Origin of the sequence: Paucibacter sp. JuS9 (genome assembly GCF_044043925.2) — a bacterium.
GTDB lineage: Bacteria > Pseudomonadota > Gammaproteobacteria > Burkholderiales > Burkholderiaceae_C > JAUASW01.
Genome location: NZ_CP194172.1, coordinates 4,362,823 through 4,379,527, shown reverse-complemented (window position 1 = coordinate 4,379,527; position 16,705 = coordinate 4,362,823). Strand labels below are relative to the sequence as shown.

Below are 16,705 nucleotides of genomic sequence, written 5' to 3'. Positions count from 1 at the left end.
AAAAGACACAGGTACTTCAAGCCTCAAACAAAGTCATCGACCCAACTCTTCGGTGACAAAGCACTTCAAATGCCCATGGACGGCGTTGCTTTCGCGCCGAATCGTTGGGTTTGCAGGGGTGACAAAGAAATGCACCTGCAATGAAACTCGTCGGTCGTCGGCGTGACGCTGGCCGCAATTCCAGGCGTCTGGGCGCACAACGCCCCTCGACTTTCATTCACGAATCGGAGAGGTTATGAATCGTACAAATGGGGTGACCCCCCTCAATGCAGGCGCGCTGCTGCGTCGCTCAGCTGTGGCCGTTGCTGTCGGCCTGGCACTGACGTCCGGCACCGCTGTCTACGCTCAGTCCACCACCAACGGTAACGTCTACGGCCAGGTCACTGCAGCCGCCGGCACCGTCATCGTGCTGGAAAACGTCGCGACCGGCGCCAAGCGCACGATCACGCCGGAAACCAACGGCAGCTTCAACGCCACGGCCCTGCTGCCCGGCACCTATCGCGCCCAGCTGACCATTGGCGGCAAGGTGACCAGCACCGACACCATCGAAGTGGTGGCCGGTCAAGGTGTGGAGCTGCGCTTCGGCGGTGCTGCCGTCACGACCTCCCTGGAAACCGTCCGCGTGACGGGCCGCCGCCAGACCATCGACGTCTCGCGCTCCAACAGCGGCGCCGTGTTCACGTCCAAGGAACTGGCCGCACTGCCGGTGCAACCTTCGGTGGCATCGGTGGTCCAGCTGGCTCCGAACACCACCAAGGCCGACTTCCGCTACGGCAACAATGCCGCCAGCTTCGGCGGCTCGGGTTCTTCGGAGAACTCGGTCTACATCAACGGTTTCACGGCCACGAACGGCATGTTCCAGGTCGGCTACTCCTCGCTGCCCTTCGGCGCAATCGCTTCGACCAGCGTGATCACTGGCGGCTACGGCGCTGAATTCGGCCGTTCGACTGGTGGCGTGATCAACATCACCACCAAGTCCGGCACCAACGAGTGGGAATTCAACGGCGGCTTCTCCTGGGCCCCGAACACGCTGCGCTCGGTGGCCAAGGACATCGTCTACGCCAACCCAGGCCTGCCCGCCACCGACGGCAAGCTCTTCTACTACAACGGCTCGAACACGCAGACCGAGAAGATCTACAACCTGTCGCTGAGCGGCCCCATCATCAAGGACAAGCTGTTCTTCTACTTCGGCACCGAAATCGGCAAGCGCACACAGGAAGGCACCCGCCTGGCCTCCAATGCCACCGGCATCGGCACCACAGGCTGGCTGAAGCAAGAATCCACGGTCCCCCGCACGCTGCTGAAGCTGGACTGGAACATCACCGATGATCACCATCTGGAGTTCACCGGCATCCGCGACACGACCAAGACCAAGGATCGTTACAGCGGCTTCGACTACAACACGCTGCAGCACAACAACATCGTGGCCGGCGGCGCCGACTTCGAGAACTACGCTGCAGGTGTGCCTTTCCTGACGGCCACCGGCGCTGCCATGTCGGCTGGTCAGGGCGCTGACCTGAACATCCTGAAGTACACCGGCTACATCACCGACGACCTGACGGTGCAGGCCCTGGTGGGTACCAGCAAGACCAAGCGCAAGCAGACCCCGCTGGGCTATGTGCCAGGCCTGTATCCGGTGACCGCCGCGATCGAAAACCGCGCACCTGGCATCAACTACATCCCGACCCAGACGCAGGGCTTCGTCTCTGCCCTGCTGCGTGATGATGCACAGGACAAGAACCTGGGCTTCCGCTTCGACATCGAGTACAAGATCGGCTCGCAGCACACGCTGCGCGGCGGTGTGGACTCCAACGACATCAAGGCAGCCAACGGCACGTCCGCCGCTGGTGGTGGCAACTACACCTACCTGAAGTCGCCGAACCCGACCGTTCTGTCGGCCGGCATGACTGCCACGCCGGCAAGCACCGGCAGCCCGCTGGGTGCGCTGGGTTACTACGTCAGCGAGAACCATCAGGCCGTGGGTGCCAACCCGCGTGTCAAGCAGGCTGCGCAGTACATCGAAGACCGCTACCAGATGACCAAGCAGCTGCTGCTGACTTTCGGTCTGCGTAACGAGCAGTTCACGAACTACAACACCATCGGCGAAACCATCATCAAGAAGGATCGCCAGATCGCTCCCCGCTTCTCCGCAGCATGGGACGTCAATGGTGATGCCAGCCTGAAGGTCTACGGTACGGCCGGTCGCTACCACCTGCAGATCCCGGCCAACCTGGCCGTGCGTTTTGCCGGCGGTTCGCTCAACACCCAGCACTTCTACACCTACACCGGTGTGGACCCAGTCACGGGCAAGCCGCTGGGCATGCAGTCCATCAGCAACGACTACTCGCCCAACAACGAGTTCGGCGTGCCGCCGGTGGGCAAGTCGATTGCCGCACTCGACATCGATTCGAACACGCAAGACGAGTTCACGATCGGTTTCGAGAAGGCACTGAGCACCGAGTGGACGGGTGGCATGCGCCTCAATGTGCGCAAGCTCAAGAGCTCGATCGACGACGTGTCTGATGGCCGTCCGTTCGCCAAGTACCTGACACCGGCCGAAGGCGCCTACGTCGTCAACAACTGGCACGGCGCGCTGTTCAACCCAGGCAAGAGCAACACGTTCTACGTGGAAGTCTCGCCGGGCAACTACAAGACCGTCACGATCCCATGGAACGAGTTCGGTTTCCCTGAAGGCCTGAAGCGCCAGTACTGGGCTGTGGACTTCACGCTGGAACACCCGATGCGCAATGGCTGGTACGCCAAGATCAACTACACCCGCGCGAAGAGCACCGGCAACACCGAAGGTCAGCAGAAGTCTGACAACGGCCAGGCCGATGTGGGCTTCACTTCGGTGTGGGACTTCCCGGAGAACATGATCAACTCCACGGGTCCGCTGCCTAACATGCGCAAGCATCAGATCAAGGCTTACGGCGTGTACCAGATCAACGACGAGATCTCGATCAGCGGCAATGCGCTGATTGCATCGGGCCGTCCGCGTTCCTGCACGTCCATCCTGCCGCCGGCACAGGATCCGCTGGGTCTGAGCAGCGGCTACGGCTCGATCTTCTTCGCCTGCCCTGGCGCGTCGGGTCGCGGTGGTCTGGGCTACCTGCCTTGGGAAAAGCGCCTGGATGTGGCTCTGATGTACAAGCCGGGCTGGTTCAAGGGCCTGACCCTGAAGGCCGACGTGTTCAATATCTTCAACGAGCAGACCCCCACGGCTGTGAACGAAGCGCTGAACACGGCCGCAGGTGCCATCAACTCGCAGTCGCAGATGATCCAGAACTACACGGCTCCTCGCGCCGTGATGTTCTCGGCTCAGTACAACCACAAGTTCTGATGAGCTTGGCACTGGCCTCCTGAAAGGGAAGCCAGTCAATAACAAAGGCCCGGTTGCGCAAGCCCCGGGCCTTTTCTCATGGCATCACTGAACCTGCTCAGGCGCTCGCTGCAAATTCAGGGTGCCGGGTACTTCAAGCCGTTCTTGACCAGCTTGGCCTCCACGGCCGCTGCAATGTCCACACCGCTGTGGTCGGCGATCTGCAGGAGGTAGAGCATCACGTCGGCGATCTCCTCACCCAGGTGCTGGTGCCGGGCCGCGTCGCTCGCTATCGCCGCGCTTTCCTCGGGGGTGAGCCACTGGAAGATCTCGACCAGCTCGGCCGCCTCCACCACCATTGCCATGGCGAGATTCTTGGGCGTCTGGTAGGGCTCCCATTGCCGCGCCGCGGCGAAGGCGCGCAGGCGGCTCTGAAGGCCTGCAATGTCCAGCGGCAAGTTGCTGGTGCCCATGCTCATTCAGTCAATGCCCACGATCTTGTGCATTTGCATCGAGAGCCGCCATTGCGGATGCGCCATGCAGTAATCCACCGCTTCACGCGTGTGCTGCTTCTGCAGAATCGAATCCATCGGCTGCAGGAAGAAATTCTGGAAGGCGAGCGACTCGAAGCGCTGGGGCGGCGCCAGGGGCTGCGGATAGACCAGCTTCAACTCGTGCCCACTCTTGAGCACCAGCTCCGCGTCGGCCTTGGGGCTGACACAGATCCAGTCCAGGCCGGCCGGCGCTGGCTGCGTGCCATTGGTCTCAACGGCGACTTCGAATCCATGGCCATGGAAGGCCTCGATCAAGGGCTCATCGAGCTGCAAAAGGGGCTCGCCGCCGGTACAGACCACATAGGGCTTGCCAGGCTGGCCCTTGGGCCACAAGGCGGCCACTGCGGCTGCCAGCTCTGCAGCCGTGACGAACTTGCCGCCGCCCTGCCCATCGGTGCCGACGAAATCGGTGTCGCAGAAGTTGCAGACCGCTGTGGTGCGGTCCTGCTCGCGGCCCGTCCACAGGTTGCAGCCGGCGAAGCGGCAGAACACGGCGGCACGGCCGGCTTGCGCACCCTCGCCCTGCAGTGTGTAGAACATTTCCTTCACGGCATAAGTCATGTTCAACGCCTCACACCGGGATCAGCTCATCGATGCCGACAGCGCTGACGATGGCGCCAGAGCCACGGGTTTCATACATGTCGACACGGTCCAGGTGCGGCAACACCACGCGGCCCTTGGCCAGCACCCAGGCCGACAGGCTGGCGGCATCGCCATCGGGCAGATCGGCAATCTCGAACAGCGGACGGTGATCGATGGCCTTGAAGATCGGATCGAACAAGGTCTTCACGTCGCCAAAGTCCACGGTCCAGCCGGCCACTTCATCGAGCTCGGCTCCGAGATGCAGGCGCAGCGTGTAGGTGTGGCCATGGATCCCGCGCAAGACATGGCCCTCGGGCGCCCGCTTCAACTGGATGGCGCTGTCCAGCGTCAGCTCTTTCCAGATCCGGTAGTTGCGGCCATCGAAATTGGCACCGCAGCTGCCGGTTTCATAGACGGTCACCCAGGACAGCTCAGGAAGCTGCGGCTTGATGCGTTGCCACAGCCAGGCCGAGATCACTTCGCTGGTCGGGTTGTGCAGACCTTCGATCTGGTTCAGGCACTGGTAGTTCAAGACCATGTGCAGGGGCGCCCAGATCTCGTCCAGGTGGTCGTAGTCGATGCTCAGGTCGCGTTCGCCCAGGTCCTGGTTGGCATGCAGGATGACCTCGAAGCCGTGGCCATGCATGCGGCCGCATTTGTGGCCCAGGGGCACATTGGGCAGCTGATGTGCCGCTTGAAAACGATAGCGCCGCCAGACATGGGCCTGGCCCGAGGCATCCAGATCGACGCCCGAATGCTGGGTGCTCTGAACACCGATCTGCTGGATGCCCTGCACATCGAACTCGGCCTGCAGACGCTCGCGTATCCAGCGGGCGATGTTCTCGTCGGTGGGCTGTTCAACCACCCGGTTCAGCAGCGCATGGTCCAGCGGTGCCACGCAGGCCTCCAGGCGGCGGCGCAGCTCTTCGACCTCGCCACCGGGGAATGGGGCCCAGCCGGCTGGCAGCTGGGCCCGCACGGTCGCGAAATAGCTGTGGCCATGCAGCCCATGGCTGCGATGGTTCAGGGCCAGCATCGGGATCTGGCAGGCGGATTCAAAGCCGGCGGAAGCGGCGTAAAGCGTGGCGGTGTTCATGCAGGGACAACAAGCCCAGCCTCCTCGGTGGCGGCTGGCAGCTCAGCAGTGTGACATGGCAGCCTGGGACCGGCCAAACCGGCCTGCGGCCCTGTGGTTTGTGCACACGGCAGAAGAACTCTCTTATTCAATGACGATATTGTTTTTCAGATTGGTGGTCGTAGTAGAGGGCGCCCCCTGCTGTGGATAAGCTCATTTGAGCCTTGTCTGACAAGGCTTTAGCTCACTCCAAAGCCTGTGCGCCGAGGGCCTGGGAGCGGCGGGACGAACCGACAACAAGTCCGTCCGGAGCCGCTGGCCTGTGGATAAGCCTGTACTTGTTCAAGAACTCTGCACAGGCTTGTGCATTGACAGCGGCTTCAGAAGGTTTCCCAGTCGCCGTCGTTGGCAGGTGCGGGCGCTGGCTTCGGCGAAGCACTGGGCGGTGGGCCGGGCGGCGGTGCAATCACCTTGCCGGCCGGCTTGGCCAGGGGCTTGGCTGCAGTGGCGGCAGGCTTCGGGCTGGCAGCGCGGGGTGCGGCCACGGGCGGCTTGCTGACGGTGGCTGGCTTGAGCCCGCCAGCCGGTTTGGCCAGGGCCGCCTTCAAGGCGCTGGAGGAGCCGGTGCCGGTGCGGAACACGGAAACCACCTCGGCCAGGCGCTGTGCCTGTTCACGCAGCGAGGACGCGGCTGCCGCGCTCTGTTCCACCAGCGCGGCGTTCTGCTGCGTCATCTGGTCGAGGCCGGTCACGGCCACATTGACCTGGGCAATGCCGTCGCGCTGCTCGGTGGCCGAGGCGGCGATCTCGCCGATCATGTCGCTCACGCGGCCGACACTGGCCACGATTTCCTGCATCACCGTGCCGGTCTGGTTGACCAGGGCGGCGCCGGATTCGACCCGCTCGACCGAGGCATTGATCAGGCCCTTGATCTCCTTGGCCGCTTCCGCCGAGCGCTGGGCCAGGCTGCGCACTTCGCTGGCCACCACGGCAAAACCTCGGCCCTGCTCGCCGGCACGGGCCGCTTCCACGGCAGCGTTCAGCGCGAGGATATTGGTCTGGAAGGCGATGCCGTCGATCACGCTGATGATGTCCGAGATGCGCTTGGAGCTGGCCGTGATCTGCTCCATATTGCCCACCACCTGTTCGACCACCGAGCCACCGCGGGCGGCGGCTTCAGCCGCCGAGGCCGCCAGCTGGTTGGCCTGGCGGGCCGTGTCAGCCGACTGCGACACCGTGGCCGTGATCTCTTCCATCGAGCTGGCCGTCTGCTGCAGGCTGGAGGCCGTCTGCTCGGTGCGGGCGCTGAGGTCGTGGTTGCCTGTGGCGATCTCGGCCGAGGCGGTGGACACCGATTCGACGCCCACCCGCACATCGCCCACCACCTTGCGCAGCTGGCTGGCCATGCGGTTCAGCGCATCCAGCAGCTGGCCGAACTCATCGCTGCGCTGCATGCTGGTCGAGGCCGACAGATCGCCCTCGGCAATGTGGTTGGCCAGCACGAGGGCTTCGCTCAGTGGCTGCTTGATCGAGCGAACCAGCCAGACTGCACCGGCCAGCAAGCTGCCCACGATGACGACCACCACCAGCATGGCCACACGCAGCGTGACCTTGCGGCGCTCGGCCAGCTCGGCGTCGGCGGCCTCCTTCTGCGTGGTCTGCTGGGCAGCGAAGTCGGCCAGCGACTTCAGATAGACCGCCACGGCCGGGTTGAAAGTCTGCCGCACTTCGTTGCCGGCTTCATCCGCCTTGCCGGCGGCCTTGAGCTCGCGGCTCTTGGCCAGGGAGGACAGCACCAGCTTGCGCTCGTCGGCGATGCGGGCCATCAAGGACTTGTCCTTGTCGGTCAGCTCCATGCCTTCGATGGCCTTCTGCACCTCGCTGATCTTGGCGATCGTGGCGGCAATCTCGTCCTTGAACAGGGCGTCCACCGCCGGATCGGTGCTGATGGCGGCGGCCTGCACGCGGGTCACATTGGTGGTGGTCATGCTGGCCCAGCGCTCGGCGGCGGCGCGCTTGGCGCCCATCTGCAGGTCGATGGCGGCGGCCTCGGCATTGAGATTGCTGGTCCGGATCGAAGAGAAGCCGATCAGGCCGATCAGGGAAACAATCACGGCCGCCACCGATATCCACAGCCGACCTGCCACACCCAGGCCCTTGAGGCTCAGTGCGGGTGCGGGCGCGCTGCCGCTGCCCGGCTTGTCGAAATTCATGCTCATGCTTGGTCTCCGCTTCAGATTGCGTATCGATGCATTGCACCTTACGCCTGGGCGGGCCGGCTGTCGCTAGGGCGGATGCCTAGGTCGGGGCGGTCAGCGTCGCCCGCGCGCCTGGTACAGCGGCTTCTTGCCCTTCAACTGGCGCTCGATGCCATCGTTGAGCCGGTTGCGCAGATCGACCACGGCCGCCAGGTGGCCGTAGATGCCCGGGAAGCGCAGGTCCAGCCAGAGCCACAGGGTGCAGCTGCGCAAGGCCTGCTCCATGCGGTCCAGCCGGCTGTGCTCGTCCACATCGTCCAGGAACCAGGGCGCGCCGACCTCGCCGGCCAGCGCGTGGCGCTGCGCCCAGTCGAGGAATTCCTGCACCTGGCTGTCGGTGCGGCTGTCCACCGGTGCCTGGGCGTAGATGAAGCGAGCCTTCAGCGGCAGTTGCGGCGCGGCGCGGTCCAGGCCTTCTGCCAGCTGCAGCATCTGCTCCAGCTCGGCCACGGCGAAATGGGCATCGTCCAGGCGCAGCCGGTCCATGAAGACCTTGAGCACCGCCTCGAGCTTGTTGAAGCCCAGGCTGCTCGCAATGGTCTGCACATGCCACCAGTTGGGTGCCACCGCTGCCTTGAAGTCGCGCGGCGCGCGCGGCTGCTTGGGCAAGAGCTCGCGCAGCGTCTTGCCGGCGCTGGCTTCGGCCTCACGCAGCACGCCGACGAAACCTTCGTCATGCATGCCGTAACGGCCGGCGCGGCCGGCGATCTGGTGCACTTCGGAGACGCTCAGGGAGCGGTCGCCCACGCCGTCGAACTTGGTGAGGGTGCTGAACAGCACGCGTCGGATCGGCAGGTTCAAGCCCATGCCGATGGCGTCCGTCGCCACCAGCACGTCGCTGGCGCCGACGGCAAATCGCTCGGCTTCGCGCCGGCGCACCTCCGGCGGCAAGGCGCCGTAGATCACCGAGACCGGATGGCCGGCCGCCGACACCTGGTCGCGCAGCATCAGCACCTCGCGGCGGCTGAAGGCAACGACGGCGTCGCCCTTTTTTAGCCCCGTCATCGGCACCGGTGCGGGCAGCAGCTGCACCTCCTGCTTGCGTTCGAATTGCCGCACCGTGCAGCGCTCGCCGCACAGACCCAGCAGGTTCTCGATGGCCGGCACCGCATAGGCCGAGCAGATGATGATCAGCTCATTGGCCGGCACGGCCACGATGGCCTGCGTCCATGCCCAGCCGCGGTAGTTGTCGAACAGCATCTGCGCCTCGTCGACCACGGCCACATCGATGGGCCGGCCGGTATCGACCATCTCGATGGTGGACGAGACGACGCGGGCGTTGTCGGCCGGCACGTTCTCTTCGCCGGTCAGAAGCGAGCAGGGCACGCCGCGCGCCACCAGGCGGTCGCGGCCCTCGAGCGCCAGCAGGCGCAGCGGCGCGAGGTAGGCGCCGTCATGGGCGGCGGCCAGCTTCTCGAAGGCCGCATGGGTCTTGCCGCTGTTGGGCGCGCCGACATAGAGCGTCACCGTGCGCTGCATATTGCGCGCGAGCTCGAAGCTGTCCGGGTAGCCCTGGAAGGCGAGCTGGCGCTCCAGCTTCTGCAAGGTGTTGATCTCGGCGACCCGCTGTTCCCAGCGGTCCTGGGCGCGGGTGCAGGCGGCGAGCAGGGCCGGCAGCGCTTGCGGCGTGGCGCATTCGGCCTGCAGGCGCGGCAGGAGCGAGTCGATCTGTTCCGGATGGCCCGAGGCGCTGCGCTCCAGCAATTGCGCGAGATGCGATTGCAGGGCATCCGCATCGGCGTAGCCCGGCGCCGGGCCGAGCGCGCGCTCTAGTGCGGCCAGATCGCCGTCGCGATAGAAATCCCAGAGGGCGCTGCTGTCCGGCAGCTGCAGCTGATAGGCCACCGTGAGCCGGCCGTCGAGCAGCGGCTGCTTGCACAGGCGCAGCCACTGCAGGCCGGCGCGGCGCAGGCCCAGCGCTTCGAGCTGGCTGCTGCGCTGCTGCATCAGGGCCCGCAGGGTCGGGCCGGTGCCGAGCGCCTCGAGATGACGCAGCGCCACCTTGATCAGGGCCGGCGCGATCCAGCGGCTCGGCCGGCCGCCGGCTGCAGCCTTGGAGATCTGCACCAGGCCCAGGCTGTCGGCGTCCTGGCCCTCGTCCAGGTCGGCTGGCGTCAGCACGTGGGGCAGCTGGTAGGCGGCCTGGCGGATCTCCTGCCATTGCTCGGACGTGAGCTCGGGTGGCAGGCGCTTCAGGTGGCGGGGATTGGGCAGCACCGGCGCGGGTGCGGCGGCGTCAGGGGAGGAATTGGGGGAGGAATTGACTTCGGACACCTGCCAAGTGGAACACAGGCCCAGCGCCGGCCCGTGGGTCTGCGCTGGGCCCAGCCGAAGCGAACAAGCGAATCAGCTGCTGCGATAGAACCAGCTGCGCACGCCCGTGGTGTCGAAGCGCTGCCATTGCCCTTCGGGCTGGGCCAGGCGGTCGGCCACCGCATACAGCGCCAAGGGATTCATGCCCATGCCGCAATGGCTGGCCTGGACCTCGATGTTTTCGCTCAAGGGGCCGGGCGCCATCACGCTGCATTGCCAGGCGACCACGCCATCGGTCTTGGAATAGATCGATGTGGTGGGCACCGGCGGCGTGCGGCGAATTTCTTCCAGCAGCTCATGGTCCTGCACCCTTTGCCCGCTGACCAGCTCGAAGAGGCGCCAGGCATTCGTCGCGCGCGGATGCCCGGTGAATGGCGTGCCCAGAGTGATCACATGCCTGACATGGTCGGGCAGCTCTTTGGCCAGCTCGCGGGCATAGATGCCGCCCAGGCTCCAGCCGATCAGGCTGACCGGCCGGGCGTGATCGCGGAACAGGCGCTTCACCTTGGCCGTGCAGTGCTCCAGCACGCCCTCGCGCGGGCCGAAATTGAAGCCATGGCCCCAGGGGTGGGTGACATAGCCCAGCTCGTCCAGAAAGCGGCGCAGGGCAAGGGTGGTGAAGTCGTTGGCACCGAGGCCAGGGAAGACGATGACCGGATGGCCGTCGCCCCGGGGCAGCTTGCGCAACCAGGGCGAGGCGGCCATCAGGGCGGCGAACTCCCAGGGCGCGCGGCCCTCGAGAAGCATCAGCCAGGCATTGGGGGCGCGCAGCTCGTCATCTGAGCTGCCGGGCGCTGCGGCAGCGGCGGCGCTGCGGCGGGCTTGTTTCTGGGGCATGGACGGCATCCTAGCGCCGCCGCCTTGCATCGGTCTTGGGCGCTTGCCCTAGTAACGAGGGGTGTCGGCCGAGCGTCGTATATATTCGTATATATCGAAACATGGAGCCGCGATGCCCTTGCTGGAACTGCGCCGATGCGCCCTGTCCCTGCTGATCTCGCTCAGTGCCTTGGGCGCTGGCGCCGCCAATGCGGCCGAACTGACGGTCTCGGCCGCCGCCAGCCTGACCCAAGCCCTGCGCGAAATCGCGCCGCTGTTCGAGGCCAGCCAGCCGGGCCACAGGCTGCAGTTCAACTTTGGCGCCTCGGGCGCGCTCCTGCAGCAGATCGCCAAGGGTGCGCCGGCCGATGTGCTGGCCACCGCCGACCAGGAGACGATGGACCGGGCCCAGGCGCAGCAGCTGATCACCGCCAGCCAGCGCCGCGACTTCGCCCGCAACGAGCTGGTGCTGATACTGCCGGCCGCAAGCGCCCTGCACCCCAAGGCGCTCGCCGACCTGGCCCAGCCGGCTTATGCCCGCATCGCCATCGGCCTGCCCGCGAGCGTGCCGGTGGGCCGCTACACACAGGAGGCCTTGCAGATGGCTGGCCTGTGGTCGGCCATCGAGCCCAAGATGATCGGCGCCAGCAATGTGCGCCAGGCGCTGGACTACGTGGCCCGCTCCGAGGTGGACGCCGGTTTCGTCTATGCCACCGATGCCGCGCTGCTGCCCGACAAGGTGCGCCGAGCCGCGTTCACCGTGCCCACGCGCAAGCCGGTGCTCTACCCGGCCGCGCCGGTCGCTGCGAGCACGCAGCCTGCGCTGGCCCGGGCCTTTGTCGAGTTTCTGCTCACGCCGGCCGCGCGCACCGTGTTGCTCAAACACGGCTTCGCCGCGCCCTGATCCCCATGGACGGCGCCTGGACCGCACTCGCTCTGAGCCTCAAGGTGGCGGGCTGGGCGACCCTGATCAACCTGTTCCTTGGCGTCGGCGTGGCCTACTTGCTGGCACGCCGGCGGTGGTGGGGCCGCGAGCTGCTGGATGCCGCCCTGACCCTGCCCATGGTGATGCCGCCCACGGTCCTGGGCTACTACCTGCTGGTGCTGCTGGGCTCGCAGGGGCCACTGGGCGCCTGGCTGATGCAGACCTTCGGCATCCGCTTGATCTTCACCTGGCAGGCGGCGGTGATCGCGGCGACCGTGGTGTCGTTCCCGCTGGTGTTCAAGGCCGCGCGGGCGGCCTTCGAGATGGTCGATGCCGACCAGCAGGACAGCGCGCGCACCTTGGGGCTTGGCAATGCGGCCGTGTTCTTCCGCGTCAGCCTGCCCCTGGCCTGGCACGGCATCCTGGCCGGCCTGCTGCTGGCGTTTGCGCGCGCGCTGGGCGAGTTCGGTGCCACCCTGATGGTGGCCGGCAGCATTGCCGGCAAGACGCAGACCTTGTCGATCGCCGTCTATGAAGCGGTGCAGGCCGGGCAGGACTACCAGGCCGATCTGCTGGTGGCGCTGACCTCGATCACCTGCATGGCCGTGCTGCTGAGCTCGAGCCGCCTCATGCGCAGCTCCCTGCCGCAGCGGGGGCAGCAGCGATGAACTGGCTGATCGAGATCGAGAAGCACCTGAGCGGCAGCTTCGACCTGGTTTTGAACCTGCACAGCGACGCGCCCAGGCTGGCGCTGTTCGGCCCCTCGGGCGCCGGCAAGAGCCAGACCTTGAAGATGATTGCCGGTGTGCAGCGGCCAGATGCCGGCCGCATCGCCGTGGCGGGCAAGACCCTGTTCGACAGCGCAAGCGGGCAGGACCTCGGCCCGCAGCAGCGAGGCCTGGGCTGCGTGTTCCAGGACTATGCGCTGTTCCCGCACCTGAGCCTGCGGCAGAACATTGCCTTCGCCCGCTGGCGCGGCTGGCGCAATCCGCCGCGCGATGTCCGAGACCCGCTGGCCGAGCAATGGCTGGAGCGCTTTGGCCTGGGCGCGGTGGCCGACCAGAAGCCGTCGCAAGTCTCGGGCGGCCAGCGCCAGCGCGCCGCCCTGGCCCGGGCCCTCGTCAGCGCGCCGGCCGCGCTGCTGCTGGACGAGCCTTTCGCCGCGCTGGACCAGCGGCTGCGCCGCAGCCTGCGCGACGAGCTGGTCGACCTGCAGGCGCAACTGCAGATACCGTTGCTGCTGATCACCCACGAGGAAGACGATGTGCGCGCGCTGGCCGACGAGGTGGTCGAGCTGGCGCAGGGTCGTGTCGTCGCGCCGACCGTCCAACCATCGACAGCCAGCACATGACCGAGAAGAAGAACAAGAGCCAAGCCGCCAGCAGCCAGGGCGCAGGCCGCCTGAGCCTTGGTGGCTCGATCTGGATCAGGTCCGGCGACCAAAACCTCGGCGGCCCGGGCCGCATCGCCCTCTTGCGCGCCGTCGCCGAGCAGGGCTCGATCACCCATGCCGCCAAGGCCTATGGCATGAGCTACAAGGCGGCCTGGGACGCCATCGACGCGATGAACCGCGTGGCCGACGAGCCCCTGGTGGAGCGCAGCACCGGCGGCCGCGGCGGCGGTTCCACCCGCCTGACCGAACGGGGCCTGCGCCTGGTGCAGCGCTATGAGCAGATCGACGCGGTGCACCAGCGCTTCCTGGGCCTCGTGGAGGCCGCCGCCACCGACCTGGGCCGCGAGTTCTCCCTCCTGGATGTGATCAACATGAAGACCAGCGCCCGCAACCAGTTCAACGGCACAGTGCGCGCGGTGCGCGAAGGCGCGGTCAACGACGAGGTGGAGCTCGAACTGCCCGGCGGCCAGCGCCTGGTGGCCATCGTGCCCCAGGAGAGCAGCCTTGCACTGGGCCTGCAGACCGGGCTGTCGGCCATGGCCTTGATCCCCTCGTCCAACGTCCTGATCGCCACGGGCCTGGACGGCTTCAAGGTCTCGGCCCGCAACCAGCTGTCTGGCACCGTTGAGCAGCTGCGACCCGGCGCGGTCAATGCCGAAGTTGACGTGGCCCTGGCCGGCGGCACTCGCCTGGTTGCCACCATCACCCAGTCCAGCGTCCAGCAGCTGGGCCTGGCACCCGGCGTGGCAGTGACCGCCCTGGTCAAGGCAACGGACGTGGTGCTGGCCGTGCTCGCCTGAAGCCCTGTTCAAGAGGCCTGCACGCACGAGCCGGTGACTGTCATGCTTGCATGCGGCTTCAGTTGAATAGCTGATTGCGCTGGCATGCCGCCTGCTGGCGCCCGCCCAACGGCAACACGCCGGCAAATCGGCGGGCTGGCGTCACAGGCCTAGCCGCGCTCCACCCGGCACTGGAAGCAGTTGAACTTCGAGCGGATGTGGACATAAGCCACGGCGGGGTCGGCGAGTATCTGCCGGCAGGCCTGGCCGAGTTCCGCGCCCGGGACGACCTGACCGGTCTCGTAGCGAATCCTGTCGTCATTGCCGTAGCCGCGGATCAGGGCCGGCTGCAGGTGCTCGAACCACTTTGGCAGAGCATCGCTGTCGTGGCGCTCACAAGCCTTGCTGTGCAGAAAGATCGGGCCCAGCTCGGCATAGGGCTGTAGCTGATCAAAAGGCCGATAGGCCAGCACCAGCATTTCCTCGCCCGGCGCTATCAGCTGCAGGCAATGTCGGCAGGGGTTGCCTTGGCCTTCGGCCAGCTGCTGCAGCGCGGCCTGGCCGTTGGCGTCAGGTCCGCCGCTGCGCAGCGCCTGCGCATGCGCGCCTGGAATTCCTCGCACGGTGAGTTTCATCGTCGTCGTCATCGTCTCGTTGGGTCACGGGGCCCTGGGGTGAGGGTTCATGCTGAGGATTTCATCGCACGAACGGGCTTGGGTCGTGCCGTTTCCGGACACGCAATTCGCTAACATCGAACTTCCTTTGACCGACAAGCTCGAGCCTGACCGCAGACTGATGAAAAAACTCCTCGCTTTCGTCGCCCTTGTCTGGATTGCATTGCTGCCGCCCCTGTTCACGCGCGGGGCGTGCACGGAGGAATACGAAGCGGTGGACCAGCTGGTGACGGCCAACAAGCTGGAGTTTTCGACGCCGGACGCGGCGCTGGCGGCCTTGCAGCGGCGCGATCTGCCCGCCCGGCTCCTGACGCCGGACGACTGCGCCAGATCCAAGCCGCGCTTCCTGATGCAATGCAGCAGTGGCACCTTGGTCTATGCCGAGGTGCCGGTGCGCAACCGGGTCTGCCGCATCTACCGCGATGACAAGACCATGGTGCAGCTGCAGTACGACCGGCGCGACCGCCTGGCCCGCACCCTGGTCGAAATGAACCCCTACAAGTTCCTGCCCCTGCCCTGGGGCGGCAGCATCAACTGGGCCAAGTGATGCGGTGGGCCGATCAGGCCGACATGCCCCGCCACTCCTCCAGCGCCTCGCGCAGATAGGCGGCCAGCGTGGCCGTCTCGGGCAGCGAATCGCTGCAGGCCATCAGGCCGAACTCGAGCGAGTCGCCGTAGGTCTGCACCGTGATGTTGAGCGTCATGCCGTGCACCGCGATCGAGGTCGGGTAGTTCGTGATCATGCGGGCACCGGCGAGATACAGCACCACCTGCGGGCCAGGCACATTGGAGATCGCCACGTTGGCCAGCGCCGGCAGCTTCTCGGCCATGCTGGCTGCGCCATAGAGCCTGGCCGCGCCCTCCATCAGCCAGGGCAGGCCCAGCGACGGGAAGTCCAGCGGCATCAGGTCCTTCAAGGTGCCGAGCGAGCTCTTCATCGCGCCGGACGCAGCCAGCACATGGGCCAGGCGCTTTTGCGGGTCGGCGATGTGCGTGCCCAGGGTGACCGTGCTCATGGTGGCCTGGTTGTTCGACGCCGTGTCGCCGGCGGCGCGCGTGGAGACCGGCACGGCCGCGACCAGCGGCTTCTTCGGCAGCTCATGCCAATCCAGGAAGAGCCGGCGCAGCGCTGTGCCGCAGAGGAAGAGCACCGCGTCGTTCAAGCTCGCGCCATGGACCTTGCGAAGCCGATGCAGCTCGGCCAACGGCAGGCTCACCGTGGCAAAGCTGCGCCCGGCCGTGATGCTGCGGTTCAGCCGCGTGCGTGGCGCCAGCTTCAAGGGGCTGGCCGAGGCACTCTTGCCGCGCAAGAGGCCCAGCAGCGCGCCTGCCGCGTCGCCCGCTGAACCACCGAGTGTGCCGATGGCGCCAGGCAGTGCCCGCGCGGCGTTCATGTACTGCTTGGCCTGGTGCAGCAGGGCGCCACGCAAGAGGCTGAGCGTGCCCGGCTCATGGCGTTTGCGCGGTGGCTTGGCCGGCATGTCGCGCGGCACCGGCGTGAGGTCCAGGATCACCGCGGCCAGCGCTACCGCCGCCTGGCCGTCCACCGCCGCATGGTGCAGCTGCGTGTAGAGCGCCACGCGGGTGGCGCCATCGTCGGGCGACGGCGCCAGGCCTTCGAAGACGTGGAATTTCCACAGCGGGCGCTCGCGCGGCAGCAGTTGCGGATGCAGGCGGGCCACCGCTTCTTCAAGCGCCACCATGCCGCTGCCGGCGGGCAGTGCCACGGGCACGATGTGCTGTTCAAGATCAGGCTCGGCATCGACCCAGGCCGGGTTCACCACATTCAGGCCCACGGCCGCGAGGCGGCGCCTGAGCGCGGGCAGATGCGGCATGCGCGTGCGCATGTGCTTGCGCAGTGCTTCCAGGAAGCTGCCCTTGAAGCCTGCCGGAAGTTCGAGGACGTGCAGCGCGCCCACATGCATGGGCATCTCGGCCGTCTCCAGGAACAGAAAGCTCGCGTCGAGCCCGGCCAATTGCTTGATTGCCATCGCTTGTCCTCCAGCGCTGGCTTGAT

14 protein-coding genes are annotated in these 16,705 nt (G+C 66.4%); 6 read left to right on the top strand and 8 right to left on the bottom strand.

Features of this window, described 5'->3' with window-relative positions; all coding sequences use genetic code 11:
- Positions 1-235 precede the first annotated feature (235 nt).
- Positions 236-3,340 carry a TonB-dependent receptor gene (locus ABT392_RS19515; RefSeq protein ID WP_334279828.1) on the top strand — a complete coding sequence of 1,035 codons (3,105 nt, stop codon included), beginning with the start codon at positions 236-238 and terminating at the stop codon, positions 3,338-3,340.
- A gap of 116 nt (positions 3,341-3,456) precedes the next feature.
- On the opposite strand, the gene ABT392_RS19510 is transcribed toward ABT392_RS19515, so the two are convergent.
- The 6 genes from ABT392_RS19510 to ABT392_RS19485 form a co-directional block, all read right to left on the bottom strand.
- On the bottom strand, positions 3,457-3,792 hold the full coding sequence (locus tag ABT392_RS19510) for a nucleotide pyrophosphohydrolase (RefSeq protein WP_395384857.1): 336 nt from the start codon (positions 3,790-3,792) through the stop codon (positions 3,457-3,459).
- 6 nt (positions 3,793-3,798) lie between these two features.
- A complete protein-coding gene (queE, locus tag ABT392_RS19505) occupies positions 3,799-4,434 on the bottom strand; it encodes a 7-carboxy-7-deazaguanine synthase (protein WP_395384858.1) in 636 nt (211 codons plus the stop codon).
- A 10-nt stretch (positions 4,435-4,444) separates the two neighbouring features.
- On the bottom strand, positions 4,445-5,551 hold the full coding sequence (locus tag ABT392_RS19500) for a 6-carboxytetrahydropterin synthase (protein ID WP_395384859.1): 1,107 nt from the start codon (positions 5,549-5,551) through the stop codon (positions 4,445-4,447).
- A 359-nt stretch (positions 5,552-5,910) separates the two neighbouring features.
- Complete coding sequence (locus ABT392_RS19495; protein WP_334279824.1) at positions 5,911-7,749, bottom strand: methyl-accepting chemotaxis protein; 1,839 nt, start codon at positions 7,747-7,749, stop codon at positions 5,911-5,913.
- Positions 7,750-7,842: 93 nt separating this feature from the next.
- On the bottom strand, positions 7,843-10,005 hold the full coding sequence (locus ABT392_RS19490; protein ID WP_464970848.1) for a helicase-related protein: 2,163 nt from the start codon (positions 10,003-10,005) through the stop codon (positions 7,843-7,845).
- Positions 10,006-10,134: 129 nt separating this feature from the next.
- Positions 10,135-10,938 (bottom strand): lipase family alpha/beta hydrolase, encoded by an 804-nt coding sequence (locus ABT392_RS19485; RefSeq protein ID WP_395384862.1) that lies wholly within the window; start codon positions 10,936-10,938, stop codon positions 10,135-10,137.
- Positions 10,939-11,050: 112 nt separating this feature from the next.
- Between ABT392_RS19485 and modA the strand changes: the two genes are divergently transcribed.
- From modA to ABT392_RS19465, 4 genes are read left to right on the top strand one after another with little or no spacing between them, the layout of a single operon-like run.
- Positions 11,051-11,821, top strand: coding sequence for a molybdate ABC transporter substrate-binding protein (gene modA / locus ABT392_RS19480; protein WP_334279821.1), 771 nt, complete (start codon positions 11,051-11,053; stop codon positions 11,819-11,821).
- 5 nt (positions 11,822-11,826) lie between these two features.
- The gene (gene modB / locus ABT392_RS19475; RefSeq protein WP_395384863.1) at positions 11,827-12,510 is read left to right on the top strand and encodes a molybdate ABC transporter permease subunit; all 684 of its coding nucleotides are present in this window, start codon (positions 11,827-11,829) and stop codon (positions 12,508-12,510) included.
- Positions 12,507-13,193 carry an ABC transporter ATP-binding protein gene (locus ABT392_RS19470; RefSeq protein WP_395384864.1) on the top strand — a complete coding sequence of 229 codons (687 nt, stop codon included), beginning with the start codon at positions 12,507-12,509 and terminating at the stop codon, positions 13,191-13,193. The genes modB and ABT392_RS19470 overlap by 4 nt, the downstream gene beginning before the upstream one ends.
- Positions 13,190-14,035, top strand: a complete 846-nt coding sequence (locus ABT392_RS19465; RefSeq protein WP_395384865.1) for a TOBE domain-containing protein — start codon at positions 13,190-13,192, stop codon at positions 14,033-14,035. The genes ABT392_RS19470 and ABT392_RS19465 overlap by 4 nt, the downstream gene beginning before the upstream one ends.
- Positions 14,036-14,184: 149 nt before the next feature.
- Here the strand turns inward: ABT392_RS19465 and ABT392_RS19460 are convergent, their stop codons facing one another.
- The gene (locus tag ABT392_RS19460; RefSeq protein WP_395384866.1) at positions 14,185-14,661 is read right to left on the bottom strand and encodes a DUF1203 domain-containing protein; all 477 of its coding nucleotides are present in this window, start codon (positions 14,659-14,661) and stop codon (positions 14,185-14,187) included.
- 148 nt (positions 14,662-14,809) lie between these two features.
- Between ABT392_RS19460 and ABT392_RS19455 the strand changes: the two genes are divergently transcribed.
- Positions 14,810-15,235: a hypothetical protein gene (locus ABT392_RS19455; RefSeq protein ID WP_334279816.1), complete on the top strand. Its 426-nt coding sequence runs from the start codon at positions 14,810-14,812 to the stop codon at positions 15,233-15,235.
- A 13-nt stretch (positions 15,236-15,248) separates the two neighbouring features.
- Here the strand turns inward: ABT392_RS19455 and ABT392_RS19450 are convergent, their stop codons facing one another.
- The gene (locus tag ABT392_RS19450) at positions 15,249-16,679 is read right to left on the bottom strand and encodes a wax ester/triacylglycerol synthase family O-acyltransferase (RefSeq protein WP_395384867.1); all 1,431 of its coding nucleotides are present in this window, start codon (positions 16,677-16,679) and stop codon (positions 15,249-15,251) included.
- Positions 16,680-16,705: the final 26 nt, after the last annotated feature.

Coding starts and splice junctions, on each gene's coding strand:
- ABT392_RS19515 (WP_334279828.1), top strand. CDS start 236: ATGAATCGTACAAATGGGGTGACCCCCCTCAATGCAGGCGCGCTGCTG.
- ABT392_RS19510 (WP_395384857.1), bottom strand. CDS start 3,792: ATGGGCACCAGCAACTTGCCGCTGGACATTGCAGGCCTTCAGAGCCGC.
- queE (WP_395384858.1), bottom strand. CDS start 4,434: ATGACTTATGCCGTGAAGGAAATGTTCTACACACTGCAGGGCGAGGGT.
- ABT392_RS19500 (WP_395384859.1), bottom strand. CDS start 5,551: ATGAACACCGCCACGCTTTACGCCGCTTCCGCCGGCTTTGAATCCGCC.
- ABT392_RS19495 (WP_334279824.1), bottom strand. CDS start 7,749: ATGAGCATGAATTTCGACAAGCCGGGCAGCGGCAGCGCGCCCGCACCC.
- ABT392_RS19485 (WP_395384862.1), bottom strand. CDS start 10,938: ATGCCCCAGAAACAAGCCCGCCGCAGCGCCGCCGCTGCCGCAGCGCCC.
- modA (WP_334279821.1), top strand. CDS start 11,051: ATGCCCTTGCTGGAACTGCGCCGATGCGCCCTGTCCCTGCTGATCTCG.
- modB (WP_395384863.1), top strand. CDS start 11,827: ATGGACGGCGCCTGGACCGCACTCGCTCTGAGCCTCAAGGTGGCGGGC.
- ABT392_RS19470 (WP_395384864.1), top strand. CDS start 12,507: ATGAACTGGCTGATCGAGATCGAGAAGCACCTGAGCGGCAGCTTCGAC.
- ABT392_RS19465 (WP_395384865.1), top strand. CDS start 13,190: ATGACCGAGAAGAAGAACAAGAGCCAAGCCGCCAGCAGCCAGGGCGCA.
- ABT392_RS19460 (WP_395384866.1), bottom strand. CDS start 14,661: ATGACGACGACGATGAAACTCACCGTGCGAGGAATTCCAGGCGCGCAT.
- ABT392_RS19455 (WP_334279816.1), top strand. CDS start 14,810: ATGAAAAAACTCCTCGCTTTCGTCGCCCTTGTCTGGATTGCATTGCTG.
- ABT392_RS19450 (WP_395384867.1), bottom strand. CDS start 16,679: ATGGCAATCAAGCAATTGGCCGGGCTCGACGCGAGCTTTCTGTTCCTG.